We start from the raw sequence: 22,133 nt of genomic DNA, 5'->3' as shown, positions 1-22,133 counted from the left end.
TTGGACGTACGGCACAAGCTTCAAGCTTAACAGAAAGATAGTCTATATCTTCGCGGCATTGCGCTTTAGATTTCGGAAATAGTACGACTGGGGTTGTCGCATGCAGTTTGGCATCAGGAAGTCCAGCGCGGTGGATTTGCAGCGCGCAAGCTTGCCGGCGTCTGAGGTACAGGTAGGAGCGTCCATCCAGCGCAAACTACGAGCCGACATTCATCCGGCAACCGGGCTTGCGACAGTTACCGTTGTTATCCCTTGCTATAATTACGCTCGGTATCTGCGCGAGGCCGTTAACAGCGCTCTGTCACAAGAAGGCGTGGTCGTCGATGTCATTATTGTCGACGACCGGTCAACCGACAACAGCTTGGCGGTTGCAAGGAACCTCGCTGCCGCTGATGTGCGTGTTGTCGTCATTGCACACGACATAAACTCCGGCGCCGTAAAGACCTTCAACGACGGTCTTGCCGCCGCACGCGGCGAGTATCTCGTTCGTCTTGACGCCGATGATCTGCTTACACCAAGATCGTTGCTCCGTTCGGTAGCGGTTATGCAGCGATTTCCAAGTGTCGGCCTAGTCTACGGGCATCCGATCCATTTTACAGGTTCCCAGCTCCCCGCTCATCGCGACCACCCGACATCATGGACTGTCTGGCCCGGGCGCGATTGGCTCGAAACCCGCTGCAGGACCGGCACGAACGTTATTACCTCTCCGGAAGTCCTGATGCGCCGCGCGGTCGTCGATATCGTTGGCGGGCAGATGCCGTTGGCGCACACGCACGATATGGAGATGTGGTTGCGGATGGCGGCATTCTGTGATGTCGCCTACATCAAAGGCGCGGATCAGGCTTGGCATCGTGAACATCCGAAAAGCCTCTCAGCGGTGGAGGTGGATCCTCTTCGTGATGTCATGGAGCGAAGGGACGCATTCGAGACATTATTTTCCGGAATGGCAGGCCAGATCCCGCAGGCTGACGCGTTCCGCGACAAGGCCAGGCTTGCCATTGCCGCGAGTGCGGTAAAGCTTGCTATCAATCGTTACGACCGTGGAAAACTTGATGCTTCGGAGACAGAAAAGTTGCGTGAGATAGCAACGGCAATGGTTGCCGATGTTAGAGCCGTGCCCGGTTGGCGCAGTCTCGAGCGGCGGATGCTGCTGGGCGCGCGGGGCACACGCAGAGACCTTCGATGCATCATCGAGCGCGTCGCTCGGGGAGTCTCAGGGCGTTACGCGCAATGGAAATGGCATCGGACGGGCGAGTGGTAACGCGAGCTTCTGCTGCTTGGTTAGAAACGGCGTTACACAATATGAAACCGGACCCTTCAGGCGAGAGCGCGTTCCCGTTGAATACCGAGGAACGACGTGTACGCCGAGACGACCTCGTCACGCTCGCGCTTCAGACTATATTCCGAATGTATGAAACGTGACGCACGGCTACCGCGTAGCTCGCACCAGCCCGGTTCGGTCGTTTCGTGTTCAACAATGCGCTCCACGGTCTCCGCAAAACCCAGAACATCACCGGTCGCGACGGATGAGGCAAACTCGTCCTTAAAAAATTCGCTGCCAGCAAAGCCGTCGTTGCCGATCACATAGCATCCACATGCCATAGCTTCGGCTGCGGGCAGACCAAATCCCTCCTGACGAGTAAACGCGAGGAAAACACGGGTGCGGCTCAGTTCCTCGGCGACCTGCTGATGTGACAGACCGCTCAGTGCGACTATCTCCCAGCCGTCGAGCGCGCTACGCCTCTCAAGCAATCGCAGGACCTGCTTGGCATCATCCAGCCCGCGCCGCGGCATATAGGCGATGCGCTTAGACCGTTGTGAGCTCGCGGGATAAAAGGTCTCGGGATCGATCCCCAAATGAATGCGCGACACCTCGATTTCGGGAAACGCGTATTGCAGCATGTCGCAGTTGTGCTTCGACACAGTCAGCGCCCCGACAAAATCCCCGGAGGCCCGGTAGGCTCTCCGCACTGCCTCATTGTCGTTCTTCCATGTCAGATGAGTGTTCTGGTTGAAGACCACATAGCGGATACCCAATGGCAGGCTACTGGCCAAACTGACGCATATCTCGGGCAGAACCAGGATGTCTCCGCGCAGCACGCGCGTGTCGTCGATGTAACAGACGGGAGTCTCGTTCTCGAACCAGGTGCACCGAAATCCGCGCCGCTGATGCAGGACGCATGCATTGATGCCCGCGCTATTGAGTATATCGACGTGGCGGTAAATGACCTGGATTCCGCCTGCCGGCGCTTGATGGTCCGGCGTTAGAAAGAAGACGGTCGGCTTGGCGGTATACTCCGCCCCGGCATTGACCCGCAACCGATCTCTCTTTTCCCGGTAGGCGGTGACGACAGACTTCAAGGCAACGGAGAGGCGCGTGGAAAAATCGATCCCGTTCTGGTTCCGCACACTCATGGACATACTCCCGAACCAACATATTAATGCACTTAGGTAATGCAATTCCGGCCCGCTCAAATGCTGCAAGACACCGCACCACCATATAATTTCAACGGATGCCAATATTCAATTCTATAAAGTAATTACTTTCTGACAGAGATAATATTGCGAGTATGTACGCCTTTAGGCGACACCAATACAACATTTGTTATTCTTTACTGACTGGCGAAAAATCTATTCCTTAGATCTCACGAGTACACAAAGGTGATCGGCGACAATTATCGATCAGCTATGTCGGGCGTGGGGTCTCAAGTATGATTGCGTCGAGTGTGACACTGGGTGACAACGTTGTTATTCACCACCCGGATCTTGTAAATCTCTATGGCTGCTCGATCGGCTCGGGCACACGTGTGGGCACCTTCGTCGAGATCCAGAAGGGCGCCTTGATCGGCGAAAACTGCAAGATCTCCAGCCATTCCTTCGTCTGCGAGGGCGTCACGATTGAAGACGGCGTCTTTGTCGGCCACGGCGTGATGTTCACCAACGATCTCCAGCCGCGGGCCGTCAATCTCGATGGCTCGCTTCAGTCGGATGCCGATTGGGCGGTCGTTCCGACACTTGTCAAACGTTACGCATCGATCGGCAGCAACGCGACGATCGTCGCCGGCATCACGATTGGCGAAGGCGCGCAGATCGGAGCCGGCGCGGTCGTGACCAAGGATGTTCCGGCATACGCAATTGCAGCAGGCGTGCCTGCGCGGGTCATTGGCCGCGCCAAGGACGCTCCAGTCGAAATTCTGTCATCTGGGAGGGCACGATGATCGGTATCGCCGTCGTCGGTTATGGCTATTGGGGACCCAATCTGGTCCGAAATTTCGCGGAAACGCCAGGCGCACAGCTCCTGTGGGTCTGCGATCTGAAGAAGGATCGGCTGGGCGCCGTGCAGATGCGCTATCCGACGGTCCAGATCACCGATGATTTCGACGAGGTTCTGCGCGACCCCCGCGTCGACGCGATCGCGATCGCAACACCCGTGTTCGCCCATTACAAGCTTGCCATGCAGGCGATGATGGCCGGCAAGCACGTGTTCGTTGAAAAGCCGATGGCTTCGACCTCGGAAGAAGCGCGGCGCATGGTGGAAGAAGCTACCCGCCGAGGTCTGATCCTCGCCGTCGACCACACGTTCATCCACACCGGCGCCGTCCGCAAGATGCGCGAGATCATCGAGACCGGTCTCGGCGACGTGTATTATTACGACTCCGTGCGCGTCAATCTCGGCCTCTTCCAGCACGACGTCAGCGTCGTCTGGGATCTGGCGGTCCACGATCTCTCGATCATGGACTATGTGCTGCCGGAAAAGCCGGTCGCGGTATCAGCCACCGGCATGGGCCATGTGGCCGGCGAGCCCGAGAATATCGCCTATCTCACGCTGTTTTTCGAAAGCAAGCTGATCGCGCATATTCATGTGAACTGGCTGGCGCCTGTGAAGGTTCGCCGCACGCTCATCGGCGGCAGCAACAAGATGATCGTCTATGACGACCTCGAGCCCAGCGAAAAGATCAAGGTCTACGATAAGGGCATCACGCTGAACGGCAATGCCGAGCAGAACGGCGACAAGATCTACGAGATGCGCGTCGGTTACCGCACCGGCGACATGTTTGCGCCGCAGCTCGACATGACGGAAGCCCTCGGCCGCGAACTGAAGCAATTCGTCGATTGCGTCGCCAACAACAAGCAGCCGCTCGCCGATGGCCACGCCGGCCTGCGCGTGGTGCGCATCCTCGAAGCCGCGACGCAATCGCTCGCCCAGCGCGGCCGTGTCATCGAACTCGAACAGGCAAGGCTGATAGCATGATCCCGTTGCTCGACCTGAAGGCTCAATACGCGTCGATCAAGGACGATGTCGATGCCGCGGTGCTCCGCGTGCTGGACTCCGGCCACTATGTGCTCGGCGAGGAAGTCGCGCGCTTCGAAGAGGAATTCGCCCGCTATTGCGGCACGAAACACGCCATCGCCGTCAACACCGGCACAAGCGCGCTACACCTGTCGCTGCTTGCAGCCGGCGTCGGGCCTGAGGATGAGGTCGTCACGGTATCGCTGACCTTCGTCGCGACGACGGCCGCCATTTGCTACACCGGCGCCCGGCCGGTTTTCGTCGATGTAGAGCCGGTAACGCTCACCATGGACCCGGCGAAGCTGGAAGCGGCGATCACCCGCAAGACGAAGGCGATCGTACCGGTTCATCTATATGGCCAGATGGCCGACATGGACGCCATCCAGGCGATCGCCGACAAATACGGCCTGCCCATCATCGAAGACGCCTGCCAGGCGCATGGCGCCGAATATAAGGGCAAGCGGGCCGGCAGCATCGGGCTCTCTGGCAGCTTCAGCTTCTATCCGGGCAAGAACCTCGGCGCCTGCGGCGAAGGCGGCATCATCGTCACCAATGACGACGAGCAGGCCAAGGCGATGCGCATGCTGCGCGATTGGGGCCAGGAGAAGCGCTATCACCACGTGATGAAGGGCTACAACTACCGGATGGACGAGATCCAGGGCGCGATCCTCAGGATCAAGCTGCGGCATCTCGAAGACTGGACCGAAGCCCGCCGCACGCGCGCCGCGCGCTATTCGGCGCTGCTTGCCGGATCGAGAAGCGTTCAGGCGCCGGTTGCCGCAAGCGACCGCCGCCATGTCTATCACGTCTATGCGGTGCGCACCCCTGATCGCGATCATCTGCAGCAGGCGTTGCGCGACGAGGGCATCCATACTGGCTTGCACTATCCCGTGCCGGTTCACCTGCAGGAAGCGCATGCCGATCTTGGCTATCAGGTCGGCGACTTCCCGGTTTCGGAAGCGGCGGCGCGCGAAGTACTCTCGCTGCCCATCTATCCGGAACTGACGATGCGCCAGGTCGAAGAGGTCGTGGCCGCAGTGGAGCAGGACGCCTATGTCAGCTGATCCAGCCCCACTCGTCCGGCTTGTCCAATCGGTACACGGCCTGAAGGAAAACGCGTCCGATCCGCTCTATCAGAACGAACTCGCCAAAGAGCTGCGCCAGACCTATGGGCTGGCGGGGCTGGTGGAACTCTACGCGCGCTTCGCCAATGGCGACGGCTTCGTCGATGCCTTCATGCGCAAGGTGATCTGGAACAGCTTCACGCGCTCCTGCGGTTCCGGTCTGCAAGTCGGCAGCGGCGTCGGGTTCAAGCACCCCGAAACCTTCGAAATCGGCAAAGGCGTGTTCATCGGCGCTCAGGCCTATATCCAGGGCCGCTTCGACGGCACCTGCAAGATCGGCGACAACACGTGGATCGGCCCGCAGGCCTATTTCGACGCGCGCAATCTCATTCTTGAGGAATGCGTTGGCTGGGGGCCGGGCGCCAAGGTTCTCGGCTCCAGCCACACCGCGCTTCCGGTCGACGTACCGATCATCCGCACAGATCTCGAAATCAAGCCCGTGCACATCGGCGCCTGGGCCGATATCGGCACCAACGCCACCATCCTGCCCGGCGTTACCGTCGGCAAGGGCGCGATCGTCGGCGCCGGCGCGGTCGTCGTGGCGGATGTCGAACCGTTCTCGGTCGTTGCCGGCGTGCCGGCCAAATTCATCCGGTGGCGCGAACCGTCGACGCAGAAGACAACTTGAAAGGTTGCAGTCATTATGAGCAGCAAGCGTATCTTGGTGACCGGCGGCGCCGGCTTTATTGGCTCCGAGCTCGTCGCTCAGCTGGCACGGCAGGGGCATGAGATCATTGTGATCGACAATCTGTCGAACGGCAAACGTGAGAATCTTGATTGCCTGGGAAATGGCAATGTTCATCTGGTGACCGACGACATCCGCGACACCGACGCCATGCAACGGCACATGAAAGGCGCTTCGACCGTCTATCACCTGGCATGCCTCGGGGTTCGCCACAGCTTGTATGAACCCTTCGAAAACCACGATGTGAACGCAACCGGGACGCTTCGCCTGCTTCAGGTGGCTCGGAGTTTCGAGGTAGCACGGTTTGTGCATGTATCGAGCTCCGAGGTCTATGGAACGGCATCGACCGTGCCAATGACAGAGATGCATCCGACCTATCCGATGACGGTCTATGGCGCCGGCAAGCTCGCTGGCGAATGCTACGCGCGAGCATTCTATCGTAGCTATGGGTTTCCGACGGTCGTCGTACGACCATTCAACAGCTTCGGCCCGCGCAGCCATCATGAGGGCGATAGCGGCGAGGTGATACCAAAGTTCATGTTGCGGGCTATGGCGGGTAAGCCATTGATCATCCATGGGGATGGAACACAGACACGCGATTTCAGCTTCGTCACGGATACCGCAAGGGCCATTATGCAGGCGGCAGAGGCTGACGAAGCGGTCGGCATGACGATAAACGTCGGTGCCGGAAAAGAGATATCGATCAATGACCTGGCTCTGGCGGTAAAGAGTGTCGTTGGCTCCAACAGCGTGCAAATCGTACATGAGGAGCCACGCCCCGGCGACGTGCTGCGTCTCTGTGCGGACAGCAGCCAGGCAGCGGACATCTTGGGCTTCCAGCCGACGGTGTCTTTGAAAGATGGTCTACGTCATCTCCATCAATGGTACCTGGCTAAAGCAGATTCCGTCGAAGAGCTTCTCGCCCAGGAGCAGAAGCAGAACTGGAAAGCTGCATGAGCGACGTCCCGTTTCATATTCCCGTCGCAAAGCCTGTTCTCGACGAGCAGGAAGTCGAAGCGGTCCGCCGCGTGATCCTGTCGGGCTGGGTCACGCAGGGCCCGGAAGTCGCCGCCTTCGAACGCGAGTTCGCCGATTTCGTCGGCGCCTCGCATGCCTGCGCGGTGTCCAACTGCACGACGGCGCTGCACCTTGCACTGCTCGCGGTCGGTGTCGAAGCCGGCGACGAGGTCATCACCGTCAGCCATTCCTTCATCGCCACCGCCAACGCGATCCGCTATTGCAACGCCACGCCTGTCTTCGTCGATATCGAGGCCGATGGGTTCAATATCGATCCTGTTCTCATCGAGGCGGCGATTACGCCGCGCACCAAGGCGATCATCTGCGTACATCAGCTCGGCATGCCGTGCGATTTGAGCCGCATCGTCGCGATCGCCGAGCGCCACGCCATCCCGGTTATCGAGGATGCCGCCTGCGCAACGGGAAGCGAGATCCTGTGGAAGGGCCGCTGGGAGAAGATCGGCAAGCCGCATGGCGATATCGCCTGCTTCTCCTTCCACCCTCGCAAGGTGGTGACGACGGGCGACGGCGGCATGCTGACGACGGCGAACCCGGAGTACGACCGCAAGTTTCGCCTCTGGCGCCAGCACAGCATGAGCGTCACCGACAGCGTGCGCCACGGCTCGAAACAGGTGATCTACGAAAGCTACCCGGAGGTCGGTTTCAATTACCGGATGACGGACATGCAAGCGGCGGTCGGTCGCGAGCAGCTGAAACGACTGCCTGACATCGTCGCCAGACGGCGCGCGCTCGCCGCCGGCTACACGCAGGCGCTCCACAAGCTGGACGGCATGCGCGCGCCTGTCGAACCGAGCTGGGCACGCAGCAACTGGCAGAGCTATTGCATGACGCTGCCCGATCACCTTGACCAGCAGGAATTCATGCAAGCGTTGCTCGATCAGGGCATCTCGACGCGACGCGGCGTCATGAACAGCCACCTCGAGCCGGCCTACGCGGCGGAGCCGTCGCGCCGGATTTCGGGCGATCTGCAAAACAGCGTAAGCGCCCAGAACCGGACGGTTATCCTGCCGCTCTTCGTGCAGATGACCGACACGGAACTCGACAAGGTCGTGGACGCCATCGCCGCCAGGCTTTCGCCCGCGCCAGCGATCGCAAAGGCGGGCTGACGAGTATTTCAGACCCCACCTTTCGGACACGGAAAGCGGCAAGGCAAGCGGTGCCAGCCGCAGCCTAGCCCGCGCAGCCAAACCGCGCTCGTGGTGGCGGACTATCCCGGAAACAAAGGCTATCGGCCATAGGTGGGCGTCCGACATGGGCACACCCATCGTCAAGTATCAGCCTAAGGTTGCCAAATTGTTGACATTCGCGCGGTTTCCATGGCGCATATTGCCTACCGCTATTTGAGTACCTTCGAACCTATTCGGCTGAGTTTATCGCGGATGAAGTTGGTGTACGATGGTTAACAGCAATCAGGAATAGATAGGTGTAACCCAAAAGACGGAGAGCATGATGTCATCGATGGACCCGGAAGAAACACCCTCTAACCGTGCACGCCGGCATTTTCTCGGTGTTGCTGCGGCGACCAGCGCAAGAGTTGCGGGGATCGCGGTGGCGACCATGGCAGTCGCCTCTTCGCCCGCGAAGGCATTGGGCCGTAATTGGGGTGGCCGCGGCGGCGGACACGGCGGCGGTGGCGACCATGGTCATGGCGGTGGAGGTTATTCCGGCGGTGGCGGTGGTGGTGGCAATTCCGGTGGCGGAAGCTCGGGCGGCGGTGGCGGAGCGAAATGCCTGCTGCGCGGTACGCTGATCGCAACACCCACAGGCGAAGTGGCGATCGAGGATTTGCGCCTCGGCGATCTCGTCGAAACGATCTCGGGCGAAGCCAAGCCAATCCGCTGGATCGGCCGCCAGACATTCCGCAAGAGCGTCGCATCCTGGCATCCGACCGTCATGCCGATCCGCATCTCGAAGGGCGCGCTGGATGACGGCATGCCAAGCAAGGATCTCTATATCTCTGCTGGCCACGCCCTTTACGTCGATGGTGCTCTCGTCCGCGTGAAGGATCTGGTCAACGGCAGCTCGATCGTATCGGCTCTGCCCGATGACAGCGAAGCGATCGAATACTACAACGTGCTGCTCGACAGCCATGACGTGGTGATCGCCGAAGGTACGCCGGTTGAGACATTCCAGCTTCGCGGCAGCGACTATGAAAGCTTCGACAACTTCGTCGAACTTGAGAAGCTCTATCCAGTCGAGCGCCGGCCCCGCATGGCGCCCTATGCGCCCGTCGTCGGCGAAGAAAGCGGACGGCAGCATCTGAAGGCTCTGCTGTTGCTTGGCGTTTCGCCCATCGTTCCGATGCGTGATCCGTTTAAGACGGTTTCGCGACGCATTTCTAGCCGTGTCGGCGAACTGGTCGGCTGATCACAGCCGACCGACAGCGTAAGCTCTCCATTGCGGATTGGTGCGGTCCTGCGCCAATCCGTTTTCGTTCGACCGCACATCATCGAACACGACGTCTTCGCTCGGCCGGGACCGATAGGCTCCGGCCGCTTGCCTATGCCATCGCATGTCTCGCGGGATCCACTCGACGCATCTGGCGGCGTCAGGCAGCGCTTATAGAGCTATGGCAACATCCTATGCTTGGGTATAGTGCAGCGCGGCATCGACAGGTGTTACGCTGGCTGGACAGAGTGTGGAGAAGCAGACCATGGCGAAGAAGCGGCCCGAAGGAATTGAGAAGTATGACGCACCGGCCGGCGGATGGGGCGCGCTGCGCGCCGTCGCCAAGACGCTTGCCCACCAACAGGTAGTCGCGCAGGGGTCCGCGACGCTTTTGAAGGCCAACAAGCCCGAGGGCTTCGATTGTCCCGGTTGCGCGTGGCCGGACCCCAAGCACACCTCGTCCTTCGAGTTCTGTGAAAACGGTGCCAAGGCGATCACCTGGGAATCGACCGCCAAGCGCGTCGACCCGAGCTTTTTCGCGAAGCATACGGTGTCTGAATTGTGGGAATGGACCGACCACAGTCTCGAAGACGAGGGCCGCCTGACGCATCCGATGATCTACAACGCCGAGACCGATCGCTATGAGGTGATCGAATGGGACGATGCCTTCGCGCGCATCGGCGCCGGGCTCAACCGGCTGGACGACCCGCATCACGCGGAGTTCTATACATCCGGGCGCGCGTCCAACGAGGCCGCCTTTCTCTATCAGCTTCTGGTGCGCGCCTATGGCACCAACAATTTTCCCGATTGCTCGAACATGTGCCACGAGGCAACCAGCGTCGGCCTGCCGAAGTCGATCGGCGTCGGAAAGGGTACGGTTCTCCTCGAGGATTTCGACCACACGGATGCGATCTTCAGCTTCGGCCACAATCCGGGCACCAACCATCCGCGCATGATGGCGACACTGCACGAGGCCTCGCGGCGCGGCGTGCCGATCATCGTCTTCAATCCGCTTAAGGAGCGCGCGCTCGAAAAATTCGCCTCGCCGCAGGACCCGGTCGAAATGGCGACGCTGTCGTCGACACGCATTGCCTCGGCCTATCATCAGGTCCGCACCGGCGGCGATCTCGCAGCACTCAAGGGCCTGATGAAGTGGGTGTTCGAGATCGATGACGCCGATCTCGCCGCCGGCGGACCTGGCGTCCTCGACCGCGCCTTCATCGCCGAGCACACGACCGGCCTGGAGGCGCTGCGCGAGGATATCGACAACACCAGCTGGGATAGCATCGTCACCGTATCCGGCTTGACGCGGGAGGCGCTGAAAAGTGCTGCCGATGTCTATGTTAAGGCCAAGAGCGTCATCCTTTGCTACGGCATGGGCATCACCCAGCACAGCAACGGCACGGGCAATGTCCAGCAGCTCGCCAATCTCTTGATGCTGCGCGGCAATATCGGCCGCCCCGGCGCCGGCATCTGCCCGCTGCGTGGCCATTCCAACGTCCAAGGCGACCGGACGGTCGGTATCACCGAGATCCCCAACAAGGCGCTCATCGACGGGATGGAGCGGGCCTTCGGCTTTCGCCCGACGGACATGAAGGGACACAACGCGATCGAATCCGTCGAAGCGATCATGGAGGGCACGTCCAAGGCGCTGATCTGCCTCGGTGGCAATCTGGCGGTCGCCATGTCCGACACTGAGGTCACCTTCGAAGCGATGCGCAAGCTGGATCTCGCGGTACACATCACCACCAAGCTCAATCGCTCGCATCTGCTGATCGCCAAGACCTCGATTGTCCTGCCGTGCCTCGGCCGCACCGATCTCGACACGCAGGCGACAGGCCCGCAATCGGTGACCGTAGAGGATTCCATGTCGATGGTGCATGCGTCGCGCGGCTTCCTGAACCCACCGAGCGAAATGCTGAAATCCGAGCCGGCCATCGTTGCCGGTATCGCAAAAGCGACACTGGGCGATCGTTATGGCATCGATTGGGATGGCATGGTCGCTGATTACGACAGGATCCGCGACAAGATCGAAATCGTCTTTCCCGATTTCTTCGACTTCAACAAGCGCGTGCGCGTTCGCGGCGGCTTCCGGCTGGACGTGCCGGCCTCGGATCGGCGCTGGAAGACGGAGAGTGGCAAGGCGAATTTCCTCATCGGCCGTGGCCTGCATGAGGACCCGTTGGTGAAGAACCCCGACGCACTCGTGCTGACGACGCTGCGCAGCCACGACCAGTACAACACGACGATCTACGGCTTGGATGATCGCTATCGCGGTGTTTTCGGCCGCCGCGACGTCATCTTCATGAACAAGGATGACCTGGCGAAACGCGGATTGGCGGATGGCGACATCATCAATGTCGTCTCCCTGCCGTCACCCGATGGAAAGTCGCGCAGCGCGCGCGGCCTGACCGCGATCGAGTACAATATTCCGAGAGGATCGATCGCCGGCTATTACCCCGAGATGAACGCGCTGATCGCGCTTTCGGCCTACGACCGTACTTCAGGTACGCCAGCTTACAAGGGCGTCCCGGTGACGGTCACGGGCGCGACCGCGCAGTAGGCTCGATGCGTGTTTCGGGCCTCGTCAAAACGAGGCCCGAAACGAGTTGATCAGGCTGCGCGCTTCAGCGCGTCGCCGATAATCGAAACGATGGTCTCGATCTGATCCTTTTCGATGATCAGCGGCGGCGAGAGCGCGATGGTGTCGCCGGTGACGCGGATCAGCAGACCCTTCTTGAAGCAATCGACGAAGACGTCATAGGCGCGGGCGCCGATCGCACCTTCGCGCGACGAGAGCTCGATGGCGCCGACCAGGCCGAGGTTGCGGATGTCGACGACATTCGGCAGGCCCTTCAGCGAGTGAAGCGCCTCCTGCCAGGTTTCCGTGAGACCGGCGCCGCGCGTCAGCAGGCCTTCTTCGGCGTAGATCTCGAGCGTGGCGATGCCGGCGGCGCTGGCAACCGGGTGACCGGAATAGGTGTAGCCGTGGAAGAGCTCGATGGCGTTCTCAGGGCCGGTCATCATCGCGTCATAGACCTTGCGGCTTGCAAACACCGCGCCCATCGGGATCGCGCCGTTGGTCAGGCCCTTGGCCGTGGTGACGAGATCGGGCACGACGCCGAAGTAATCGGTCGCGAACGGCGTGCCGAGGCGGCCGAAGCCGGTGATGACTTCGTCGAAGATGAGCAGGATGCCGTACTTGTCGGCAATCGCGCGCAGGCGCTCCAGATAGCCCTTCGGCGGCAGGATAACGCCGGCGGAACCGGACATCGGCTCGACGATGACAGCCGCGATGGTTTCGGCGCCATGCAGGCCGACCAGACGTTCCAGGTCTTCGGCAAGCTCTATGCCATGAGCCGGCAGTCCCTTGCTGAACGCATTGCGTTCGACGTCGAGCGTATGGCGCATGTGATCGGCCGGGATCTGCGGGAAGACGCGACGGTTGTTGACGAGGCCGCCGACGGAGATGCCGCCGAAGCCGACGCCGTGATAGCCCTTTTCGCGGCCGATGATGCGGGTGCGGGTGCCCTGGCCGGTAGCGCGCTGATAGGCGATGGCGATCTTCAGCGCGGTATCGACGGATTCAGAACCGGAACCGGTGAAGAACACGCGATCAAGCTGTGCGCTCGGACCACCGGGGGCGATCTTGGCCAGGCGCTCGGCGAAATCGAAAGCAATCTGATGGCCCATCTGGAAGGTAGGAGCAAAGTCCATGGTCATCAGCTGACGCTCGACCGCCTCGGCGATCCGCTTGCGGCCGTGGCCGGCGTTCACGCACCACAGACCGGCGGTACCATCCAGAACCTTGTTGCCGTCGACATCGGTGTAATACATGCCTTCGGCGGAAGCGAGCAGACGCGGGGCCGCCTTGAACTGGCGGTTAGCCGTGAACGGCATCCAGAAGTTATCGAGCGACGGGCTGTTTGCTTTGCTGATCTGGTCCATGAGGTCTCTCCGGAATGGTGATGATGAAGTGATCGGCCAATTCAGATTCTCGAACAAGCCCTTTTCTGGCTGTTTTCAACCCATTGAAAATCATGGCCTTCAAAATCGAATGTTGTTATATTTCGAACACTCGAAACCTTGGAAACACCATGTCCGTCGATATCGGCCAACGCCTGCGCCATTTGCGCATGCTTCACAACCTGTCGCAACGCGAACTGGCGAAGCGGGCGGGCGTCACCAACTCCACCATTTCGCTGATCGAATCCAATTCATCCAACCCATCGGTGGGCGCCTTGAAGCGCATTCTTGATGGAATCCCGATCGGATTGGCCGAGTTCTTTGCCTTCGAACCGCAGAAATCGCGCAAGGCGTTTTACGCCGCCGAGGAGCTGGTCGAGATCGGCAAGGGGCCGATTTCCTATCGCCAAGTCGGTGAGAGCCTGTTCGGTAGACAGCTGCAGATCCTCAAGGAATGCTACCAACCGGGCGCCGACACCGGCAAGGTCATGCTCGTCCATGAGGGCGAAGAAGGCGGCATCGTGCTTTCGGGCCGTATGGAAGTGACGGTCGAAGACGAGCGCCGCATCCTGGGCCCCGGCGATGCCTATTATTTCGAGAGCCGGCGCCCGCACCGCTTTCGCTGCGTCGGACCGGTCCCCTGCGAAGTGATCAGCGCCTGCACGCCGCCGACGTTCTGAGGGGACGTCAATCGCGGGCCTGACGGCCATCGAGACCCCAAACCTAAGTATAGTGTGGCCAACCTTCATGTCTGGCTATGGTTGCTTCGGTTTGAGGATGCGGGCACAACGTGCAGGGATGAGCACGCCCGCATTCGAAGCGACAGGATGAGGGAGCTCCGCGAAATGACCCAGCTCTGGAGAAATGCCGTGAATGACATGCGACGAGCGACCGTGGTGCAGCCAGTATCTCCCATGGTGCTGATCGTCGATGACGACATTTCCGTGCGCGAGGCGCTTGTCGATCTCTTTCAATCGGTCCGGATCGAGGTATCCGCTTTCGATAGCCCCGCGGCGCTGCTTGCCGGCGCGGACTTGAAGCGGCCGGGGTGCATCCTGCTTGACGTTCGCCTCCCTGGGCTAAGCGGCCTCGATTTCCAGGGACAGCTGGAGCGCATGGGAAGCAAGCTCCCCATCGTCTTCATGAGCGGTTTCGGCGACATTCCGATGAGCGTGCGGGCGATGAAGGCCGGCGCGGTGGACTTTCTCGTCAAGCCGTTTCGCGACCAGGACCTGCTTGATGCCGTCTCGACCGCGATCGAGCGCGACGCCGTGCAACGCCGCGACAACGCCGAGGGCGATGCCGTCGTCACCTTGGCCGAGACGCTGACGCCACGTGAGCGCGAGGTGATGATGGCGGTCAGCAAAGGGCTGATGAACAAGCAGATCGCCTATGATCTCGGGATCAGCGAGATCACCGTCAAGCTTCACCGCGGCAACGTCATGCGCAAGATGGAGGTTCGCTCGGTCGCCGACCTCGTGCGCAAGGTCGAGCTGCTCGCCACGCGCCAGCCGTAACAACTGACATCGACATCCCGCTTCCAGTTGACTTGACGGCTGCAGCAGGACTAGCTGCGCGCGATCAAGCCGCGGCTTGATTGCTGACATGTCGGCGCACCTGCACCGACAAAACAGCGCATCCATATCAAGAGGAATAGCCATGTCGGCCACACTCCGCCCCGCCCCCATTTCCGAAACCGAACGCCGCGAGCGGCTGTCGACACTGCGCAGCCGCATGAGTGCCGCCGGCGTGGACGCCGTGCTCCTCGGCTCGACGGAGAGCCTGCGCTATTTCACCGGCCTTGTCTGGCACCAGAGCGAGCGGCTGGTCGGCGCGCTGATCACGCAGGCCGACCTCTTCTACATCGTGCCGGGTTTCGAGCGCAGCCGCGTGGACAGCTTGCCGAAACTCGACGGCGCGATCGTGACCTGGGAGGAAGACGAAAACAGCGCAGAGACCGTGGCCGCCCTGCTCACGGCGAAGAGCCGCGTTGCGCTCGACGACGCCCTGCCGCTGTTCGTCTACCACGCGCTAGCCAAAGCTCTCGGCGCGGAGCGTCTTGTCGATGGCGCACGACTGATCCGCGATATCCGCCTGCGCAAGTCCGCGGCCGAAATCGGTATCATCCAATACGCGATGAACCTGACGCTGGAAGTCCACCGCCGCGCGCACGCCCTTATCAAGCCCGGCGTCCTGGCGTCGGATGTCGTGCGCTATATCGACGAACAGCACCGCGCGCTTGGTGCTGCGGGCGGATCGAGCTTCTGCATCGTCTCCTTCGGCGAAGCGACCTCGCTGCCGCATGGCGCGGACGGCGAGCAGACCTATGCGGCCGGCGATGTCATTCTGGTCGATACCGGATGCCGTATCGATGGTTATCATTCGGATCTGACGCGCACCTATGTTCTGGACGAGCCGGATGCGGACTTTGCCCGCGCCTGGGCGATCGAGCGCGAGGCCCAGCAAGCCGTTTTCGACGCGGCCACACTCGGCGCCGCCTGCTCCAGCCTGGATGACGCGGCGCGCGCGGTCATGGTTCGCCATGGGCTTGGGCCTGATTACGCGCTGCCCGGCCTGCCGCACAGGGCGGGCCACGGTCTTGGTCTGGAAATCCACGAAGAGCCCTATATCGTGCGCGGCAACCAAACGGCGCTTGAACCTGGCATGTGCTTCTCGAACGAACCGATGATCGTTTTCCCCGGCCGCTACGGGATCCGCCTCGAAGATCATATCCACATGACCGAGACCGGCGCGGCATGGTTCACGCAGCCGGGCAAGAGCCCGACCGAGCCGTTTGCGTGAGATGCACGACATCGCCTGACTGAGCTGTCTGGCGCCAGACAGAATAGAAATGAGAGGCCGCTGCCCGTGCAGCGGCCTCTCATCGTTTTACGGCGACGGTCCCCACAGCCCCCTGTTACAAGCGGCGTTTGCTGATAAGTCTTGCTCTCAGGGAATGGAGGAGGACGTGATGACCCGCAATATTGTTCTGGTGGACCCTTTGCCACGAACGCTCGATCTGATCATGAAGCCGGATGTTCGCCGCCGGCTGGAAAATCTCGGCGAGCTGGTGATTTCCGAAGATCGGCAGATGCCAGCTGAGCAGGTCGATGCATTGCTTCCCGAGACGGTGCTGATCTTCGGGCAGACGGATATGCCGCGCGAGCGGCTGGACCGGGCGCCGAAGCTGAAGGCGATCATCAACGTCGAATCCAATTTCATGCCGAATATCGATTACCAGGCCTGCGTCGAACGCGGCATCTGGGTGATCACCCCGGCATCGGCCTTCGCATCGCCCGTGGCTGAGGCAGCGCTCGGCATGGCGATCGATCTTGCCCGCGGCATCACCCGGGCCGACCGCGAATTCCGGGCGGGTAGCGAAGAATATGGGCTAGCGGGCAACGACGGCGTCTTCCGCTTCGCCGGCGCGTCGGTCGGGATCATCGGCTTCGGCGACCTCGGCAGGCAGCTTCGAGATCTGATCCGCCCGTTCAAGAACATGGTGCGCGTGTTCGACCCATGGCTGCCCAGCGAGGTTATCGAGCGCCTGGATTGCGTTCCCTGCGGCCTGGACGAGACGTTGAGCGAGAGCCAGGTGGTTTTCGTCTTCGCCAGCGTGACCAGCGAGAACGAGGGTTTCATCGGCCGCCGCGAGTTTCAGCTGATGAAGCCGGGCGCCGCCTTTCTCTTGATGAGCCGCGCAGCGGTGGTCGATTTTCCCGCGATGCTGGAGGCGGTGAAATCCGGCCACATCATCGCCGCAACCGACGTCTTTCCGGAAGAGCCCGTGGCGGCTGACGACCCCGTGCGCGAGCTTCCGGGTCTGCTTCTCTCGGCGCACCGCACCGGCGGCACCCGCGATGCCTTCTACGAACTCGGCACAATGGCCGTCGCCGATGCCGAACTCATCATGAAAGGCCTGCCGCCGCAGCTTTGCCGGCGTGCGGACCCGGCAACGGCGAGCCGTTTGCGCTCGAAGCCTGTGTCGGTGTCCTGAGATCGTGTTGGGATAGAGCAGAAAATAAAAAAGCCTGTCGCGGGAGGAGGTGCGACAGGCTTTTTAAAACAAATGAACAGCAGCTGGGAGGAGGAGTGCTACTGTTCGCGCAAGTCCCTCTGGGAGGAGGAGTGAGGCACTTGCAAAGTCGAAGCTCTGCGGGAGGAGGATGCATCGCTTCGATGGATATGTATATACACACCCCCGCGCCTAAACGGTAGGCAAGTTTGCGCAAGGCAGCCATGCGCCATGCGCTTGGCGCGGAGCTCTCGATATAGCCCTCGGAGCACGAAGCCCCTGTACTGATCGACCGATCCGGCTATAGAACCAGCTGTCACGTGGAAACGCTTGCGAAAGGCGATACGGCATGCTGCGCTGGGGAATTCTCGGAACGAGTTTCATCTCGAACACGGTGGCAGAAGCCATCAGTGGCAGCGACGGATCGGTGATCGGCGCGGTCTTCGGTCGCGATCCCAAGCGCCTCGCAGCCTTCGCCGACCGCTACGGCATCGCCGTCAGGCATTCCACCATCGATGCGATCATCGACGATCCCGATATCGACGTGATCTACGTCGGCCTGCCCAACAACGTGCACCACGACGCGGTTATCAAGGCGGCGGCGCGCGGCAAGCCGGTGCTGTCGGAAAAATCGCTGACCACGACGATGGAAGAAGCGCATGCGCTCGCCGCCGCTGTCGAGCAGGCCGACATCTTCTTTCTCGAAGGGCTGATGTATCTCAGCCATCCCGTCATCGCCGAGCTCGGCAACATCGTCCGATCCGGCCGTCTCGGCACCATACGCTCGATCTCGGGCGGCTATGCCGCGGACATCTGGCGGGTCGTCAATCCGGCGGGCGGCGGAACGCTCTACAATCTCGGCTGCTATCCGGCCTCGCTGATGCACTACGTCATCCAGACGGCCTTCGGCGCCGACGCCTTCGCGGATCGCGTGATCTCGGGACATGGCAACCGGTCGAGCCACGACGGCAACATCTGTGACGCGGCGCTCACCGCCCGCTTCGGCTCGGGCGTTTTGGCGACGCTGCAATCGACGGACAGCTATGGCATGGCGTTTGACTTCATTGTGCGCGGCGACCGCGCCTCGGTCCGCTTCCTCACCAATCCATGGCTACCCGTTGCCGGCGACAATCTGCTGGAGATTGAGGAATACGGCCTACCAACTGAGCGCATCGTCGTTCCGTCGGACCACGATGCCTTTGGCCATCAGGTTCGCCTCGTCGAAGACTGCCTGCGCAAGGGGCTGAAGCAGGCGCCCCGCCCCTCGCCGCGTCTTTCCGATTCCATCGAGATCATGCAGTTGCTGACCGAATGGGAGCGATGCTGCCGCGCTTGAGCCGTCGTCCAGCTTGAGAAAAAGATCGATCCGGTTATATAAAATCATCATGATAACGTCAGCACAGATCCGTGGCGCCCGCGCGATGCTCGGCCTCCAGCAAGCCGAATTGGCCGACGCCGCCGGCATTTCCGCAGCGGATCTCGATCGTATCGAGCGCGGGGCCGAAAGTGCCGACGCCACACTGCGCGCGATCAAGCAGGCGCTCGAAAGCTCGGGCATCGTCTTCGAAGCGGACGGAGAATTGATATCGGGCGGGCCGGGCGTGCGGCTGGCGCAATCGGCGGGCAAGTCGTTCGACACGGTCGAGACGGAAGTTGTTCAATATCCGGAATTCATGAAGAACGACGCACCTCCCGGTGCCGGCGGGTGAAGTTGAGGTTGAGGTTTGTGAGATGAGCTACGACTTTCATGTCGGCCAGAAGGTCGTATGCATCGATGACACGTTCAAGCATGTCAGCATTGACCAGGGTATCCGCAAGGGCGAGATCTACACGCTGCGCTGGGTCGGCGAATACACGCACTATATCGACGGCACCTTCTTCGGCGTGAAGCTGGAGGAACTGCATCGCGGCAACGACGACGGTCCGGAGGGCTACGGCGCCGCCGACATGCCATTTCGCGCCACGCGCTTCCGCCCGCTGGTCAAGGACAAGATCTCATCGCTGCGCAAGCTGCTTGCGCCGACGCCGGAGGAGCCGAAGGTGAAGGTCAAGAAGAAGGAAGAGGTCTGAGCTCGATGCCATCTGACCTCATCGAACCAACCCATCAATTTGAGGACAATTCTTGAACAGCGTTTCCGATCTCGTCGCCTCCGCAAAGACCGTTCACGCACGCTATCTGGCAGGCCGCATGGAGCGTGAAACAGTCAGGGAGTGGGTCATCCGGCTTGGCTCCTATCCTCAGCCGCACGGCGACCGGGTGCGCGAAGCAGCCGAGTGGTTTCGCGCCGCCCAGACCGATCCCGTCCCTTTGGAAGTTAAGCTTGTCGATCTCGATCGGCTTTCGGCAATCGTTTCAGGCTGACCGAAATAGGTAGTCTTCGCGCAAAACGAACCCATAAATGGCGCTTGAACTTCCCAGAAGTTGCGTTACACTCAACTTACATAATTCGTCTCTGACGGCTGACCACGGAGGTACTGGCAGTCGTTGTCGAGACGGGTCGAGGAAGGTCGGTGCGATTTCGCCCCGGCCTTTTTCTTTGTCGGATTGGCTGAAAATGTGCGCAGTGGAGGCCGGAGAAGCGGCGGCAATAGCTACCGCGCCGCTCTGCTCGTCCTTGGCGGGTTCCAGGCGATAGCCTGATTGCGGCCATCGCGCTTGGCCTGGTAGAGGCCCTGATCGGCCTCGAGAATAAGCTCGGCGGCGCTTATCTGCTGCTTCCAGTTGGATTTGGCCGAAATGCCGATGCTGGCCGTCACCACACCGTACTCGCTGCCGGTGTGAGCGATCGCCCGCGCAAGCAGGGTGCTGCGGAACTGCTCCGCCAACTTCAGCGCCTTGGTCTCGTCGGTATCAGGCAACAGAACGACGAATTCCTCGCCACCGAACCGCGCCAGCACGTCCTGGGGACGGTTCATTGTGCGTCGTAGGCAATCGGCAATCGCCTTCAGGCACGCGTCTCCTTCAGGATGGCCGTAGGTGTCGTTATAGGCCTTGAAGCGGTCGACATCGATCATCAGCACCGCCATCGGCCGGCGCTCCAGGCGGCTTCGCTCGACGGCAACCGACATCGCGTGGTCGAAGGCCCTGCGGTTGAGAAGCCCGGTCAGCGCGTCAGTCTCTGCAAGGCTCTTCATTTGCTCGGCAACTGTCCTGAGCGCGAATTCGGCCTGCTTCATCGTCGTGATGTCCGAGACCGCAACGAGCGCCATGCCATTGTCGGCGACGCGGGTGCGAAGGCTCAGCCAACGTCCGTCATGGAGCTCGAGCTGCTCGTCCTTGTCAAAGAACAGCGCGGCCGAGGCTTCCGACAACCATTCATCGGTGATCTCTTGGCGGAAATCCCGCCGCTCGTTCGATTCAACGACTTTTTTCAGGATCTCGCGAATATTCGTTCCGGGCACGCGGACGTCGCCCGAGAGCGGGAACAGCGCCGCATATTGGGTGTTGCTGAAGACAAGCGTGCCAGTTCGATCGAACATCGCGAAGCCATCCGACATGCCAGCCATGGCGAGCGACAGTAGATCCTTGCTCTCGCGTAGCTCCTGCTCGATCTTTCGTTCCTCGGTTACATCCCGCGTCGCGCCCGCAAGCCCGATGACGGTGCCGGTCCGGTCGCGCAGCGGCACTTTCGATGTCGAATAGCAGCGATCGCGGCCGCCTTCGCTCAGATACTCGATCTTGTCTAGCTGCGACTGCCCGCTCTCCATCAAGGCTTGCTCTTCGGCATAGAGCATTTCGGCGCGGCGCTGGGTGGCGAGCTGGAAATCGGACGCGCCGACCATTGCCGCCGGCGACGGGTAGTGGTGGTGCTCGGCTACGTTCTTGTTAACGATGACGAACTTGCCTTCGCGGTTCTTCACGTAGTGAAAATCGGGCGTCTGCGTCAACGCCGCCGACAGGATATCGCGGTCATGCGCCATTCTTTCGAACTGGATCAGAACGAAGGCGGCGATCATGATGCTGAGGAAATTGAGAACCGTGATCGGGAACCCGACGAGCTCGACCGCCCGTGCATTGGCCTGCGACATCAGCACCGACATGACCACGAGCAGCGTGGCCGATACCGCGATCCCAAGCACGGCCGCATCGGCGAGCCTGACCTTGCGCCTTCTCACGATCAGGTAGCCGCACAGCCCGACCATGCCCACGACGCATATGCTGATCACGCCATCGACCGCACCCGCTCCGCCCTCAGAAAGGCGAAAAACGGAGGCAATCACGATCGTCAAGAGCACGGAGAAGGGCCCGCCAAACAGAGCCGAAACCGCCACCAGCGTATAGCGGAGATCGACGAAAACGCCTTGATCCAGCGGTACCGCCAGCATCATCGAACAGATCGCGCCCAGCCCCATGGCGATGCCGAACGCCTGGTTGCGCCGGCGCTCGGACAAGACACGCGTATGATAATAGGCGTGCGACCACAGCGATATTGCTAGCGCGGTGATGGCGAGGTTTCCGAGCAGTATCTGCCAAGTTGCGTTCATCGATGGTCTGGTCTGGAACTCAGGACAATAGAGAACCCAACTACATCAATTTTCTTTCCGTCCCTTTAATCCGTAGCGGCAGCTTCTCGCCTTGGCGGCAAGCTCATCCTGCCGCCACTAGAAGGCTCGAGGAGACGGCGC

General features: G+C 60.9%; 20 protein-coding genes. 17 read left to right on the top strand and 3 right to left on the bottom strand.

Translation table 11 applies throughout. The features are described from left to right. Positions 1 to 100 precede the first annotated feature (100 nt). Complete coding sequence (locus D460_RS32405; protein WP_018896717.1) at positions 101 to 1,261, top strand: glycosyltransferase family 2 protein; 1,161 nt, start codon at positions 101 to 103, stop codon at positions 1,259 to 1,261. Between the two features lie 56 nt (positions 1,262 to 1,317). Here the strand turns inward: D460_RS32405 and D460_RS0101480 are convergent, their stop codons facing one another. After that, positions 1,318 to 2,415, bottom strand: coding sequence for a glycosyltransferase (locus D460_RS0101480; protein WP_018896716.1), 1,098 nt, complete (start codon positions 2,413 to 2,415; stop codon positions 1,318 to 1,320). A gap of 296 nt (positions 2,416 to 2,711) precedes the next feature. On the opposite strand from D460_RS0101480, the gene D460_RS0101475 reads away from it, so the two are divergent. The 8 genes from D460_RS0101475 to D460_RS0101440 all read left to right on the top strand — a co-directional run bounded on the left by D460_RS0101475 (position 2,712) and on the right by D460_RS0101440 (position 12,089). Then, a complete protein-coding gene (locus tag D460_RS0101475) occupies positions 2,712 to 3,218 on the top strand; it encodes an acyltransferase (protein ID WP_026282679.1) in 507 nt (168 codons plus the stop codon). Next, on the top strand, positions 3,215 to 4,252 hold the full coding sequence (locus D460_RS0101470; RefSeq protein WP_018896714.1) for a Gfo/Idh/MocA family oxidoreductase: 1,038 nt from the start codon (positions 3,215 to 3,217) through the stop codon (positions 4,250 to 4,252). Before D460_RS0101475 ends, D460_RS0101470 begins: the two co-directional genes overlap by 4 nt. Continuing rightward, positions 4,249 to 5,355 (top strand): DegT/DnrJ/EryC1/StrS family aminotransferase, encoded by a 1,107-nt coding sequence (locus D460_RS0101465; RefSeq protein ID WP_018896713.1) that lies wholly within the window; start codon positions 4,249 to 4,251, stop codon positions 5,353 to 5,355. The genes D460_RS0101470 and D460_RS0101465 overlap by 4 nt, the downstream gene beginning before the upstream one ends. Beyond that, positions 5,345 to 6,043: an acyltransferase gene (locus tag D460_RS0101460; RefSeq protein WP_018896712.1), complete on the top strand. Its 699-nt coding sequence runs from the start codon at positions 5,345 to 5,347 to the stop codon at positions 6,041 to 6,043. Before D460_RS0101465 ends, D460_RS0101460 begins: the two co-directional genes overlap by 11 nt. Before the next feature lie 15 nt (positions 6,044 to 6,058). Further along, on the top strand, positions 6,059 to 7,057 hold the full coding sequence (locus D460_RS0101455; RefSeq protein WP_018896711.1) for an SDR family NAD(P)-dependent oxidoreductase: 999 nt from the start codon (positions 6,059 to 6,061) through the stop codon (positions 7,055 to 7,057). Then, a complete protein-coding gene (locus D460_RS0101450; protein WP_018896710.1) occupies positions 7,054 to 8,244 on the top strand; it encodes a DegT/DnrJ/EryC1/StrS family aminotransferase in 1,191 nt (396 codons plus the stop codon). The genes D460_RS0101455 and D460_RS0101450 overlap by 4 nt, the downstream gene beginning before the upstream one ends. Positions 8,245 to 8,587: 343 nt before the next feature. After that, complete coding sequence (locus tag D460_RS0101445) at positions 8,588 to 9,505, top strand: Hint domain-containing protein (protein WP_026282678.1); 918 nt, start codon at positions 8,588 to 8,590, stop codon at positions 9,503 to 9,505. Between the two features lie 286 nt (positions 9,506 to 9,791). Beyond that, on the top strand, positions 9,792 to 12,089 hold the full coding sequence (locus D460_RS0101440) for an FdhF/YdeP family oxidoreductase (protein ID WP_018896708.1): 2,298 nt from the start codon (positions 9,792 to 9,794) through the stop codon (positions 12,087 to 12,089). 50 nt (positions 12,090 to 12,139) lie between these two features. Here D460_RS0101440 and D460_RS0101435 read toward each other — a convergent pair whose 3' ends face one another. Continuing rightward, positions 12,140 to 13,474, bottom strand: a complete 1,335-nt coding sequence (locus D460_RS0101435; RefSeq protein WP_018896707.1) for an aspartate aminotransferase family protein — start codon at positions 13,472 to 13,474, stop codon at positions 12,140 to 12,142. Positions 13,475 to 13,623: 149 nt separating this feature from the next. Between D460_RS0101435 and D460_RS0101430 the strand changes: the two genes are divergently transcribed. The 8 genes from D460_RS0101430 (at position 13,624) to D460_RS0101395 (ending at position 19,869) form a co-directional block, all read left to right on the top strand. Continuing rightward, positions 13,624 to 14,172, top strand: coding sequence for a cupin domain-containing protein (locus tag D460_RS0101430; RefSeq protein ID WP_018896706.1), 549 nt, complete (start codon positions 13,624 to 13,626; stop codon positions 14,170 to 14,172). A 198-nt stretch (positions 14,173 to 14,370) separates the two neighbouring features. After that, the gene (locus tag D460_RS0101425) at positions 14,371 to 15,009 is read left to right on the top strand and encodes a response regulator transcription factor (protein WP_037110745.1); all 639 of its coding nucleotides are present in this window, start codon (positions 14,371 to 14,373) and stop codon (positions 15,007 to 15,009) included. Positions 15,010 to 15,151: 142 nt separating this feature from the next. Continuing rightward, on the top strand, positions 15,152 to 16,294 hold the full coding sequence (locus D460_RS0101420; protein ID WP_018896704.1) for a Xaa-Pro peptidase family protein: 1,143 nt from the start codon (positions 15,152 to 15,154) through the stop codon (positions 16,292 to 16,294). Between the two features lie 169 nt (positions 16,295 to 16,463). Then, positions 16,464 to 17,489, top strand: coding sequence for a hydroxyacid dehydrogenase (locus D460_RS0101415; RefSeq protein WP_018896703.1), 1,026 nt, complete (start codon positions 16,464 to 16,466; stop codon positions 17,487 to 17,489). Positions 17,490 to 17,856: 367 nt separating this feature from the next. Continuing rightward, a complete protein-coding gene (locus D460_RS0101410) occupies positions 17,857 to 18,843 on the top strand; it encodes a Gfo/Idh/MocA family oxidoreductase (RefSeq protein WP_018896702.1) in 987 nt (328 codons plus the stop codon). Positions 18,844 to 18,892: 49 nt separating this feature from the next. Then, the gene (locus D460_RS0101405) at positions 18,893 to 19,216 is read left to right on the top strand and encodes a helix-turn-helix domain-containing protein (RefSeq protein ID WP_018896701.1); all 324 of its coding nucleotides are present in this window, start codon (positions 18,893 to 18,895) and stop codon (positions 19,214 to 19,216) included. A gap of 22 nt (positions 19,217 to 19,238) precedes the next feature. Beyond that, positions 19,239 to 19,577: a hypothetical protein gene (locus D460_RS0101400; protein ID WP_018896700.1), complete on the top strand. Its 339-nt coding sequence runs from the start codon at positions 19,239 to 19,241 to the stop codon at positions 19,575 to 19,577. Positions 19,578 to 19,629: 52 nt separating this feature from the next. Next, positions 19,630 to 19,869 (top strand): hypothetical protein, encoded by a 240-nt coding sequence (locus D460_RS0101395; RefSeq protein WP_018896699.1) that lies wholly within the window; start codon positions 19,630 to 19,632, stop codon positions 19,867 to 19,869. A gap of 230 nt (positions 19,870 to 20,099) precedes the next feature. Here the strand turns inward: D460_RS0101395 and D460_RS32400 are convergent, their stop codons facing one another. Further along, positions 20,100 to 21,992: a diguanylate cyclase gene (locus D460_RS32400; RefSeq protein WP_018896698.1), complete on the bottom strand. Its 1,893-nt coding sequence runs from the start codon at positions 21,990 to 21,992 to the stop codon at positions 20,100 to 20,102. Positions 21,993 to 22,133: the final 141 nt, after the last annotated feature.

The sequence above is a fragment of the Rhizobium sp. 2MFCol3.1 genome, assembly GCF_000377565.1.
Classification (GTDB): domain Bacteria; phylum Pseudomonadota; class Alphaproteobacteria; order Rhizobiales; family Rhizobiaceae; genus Rhizobium.
The sequence above is the reverse complement of the archived record's forward strand: the minus strand, read 5'-3'. Positions and strand labels throughout refer to the sequence as shown.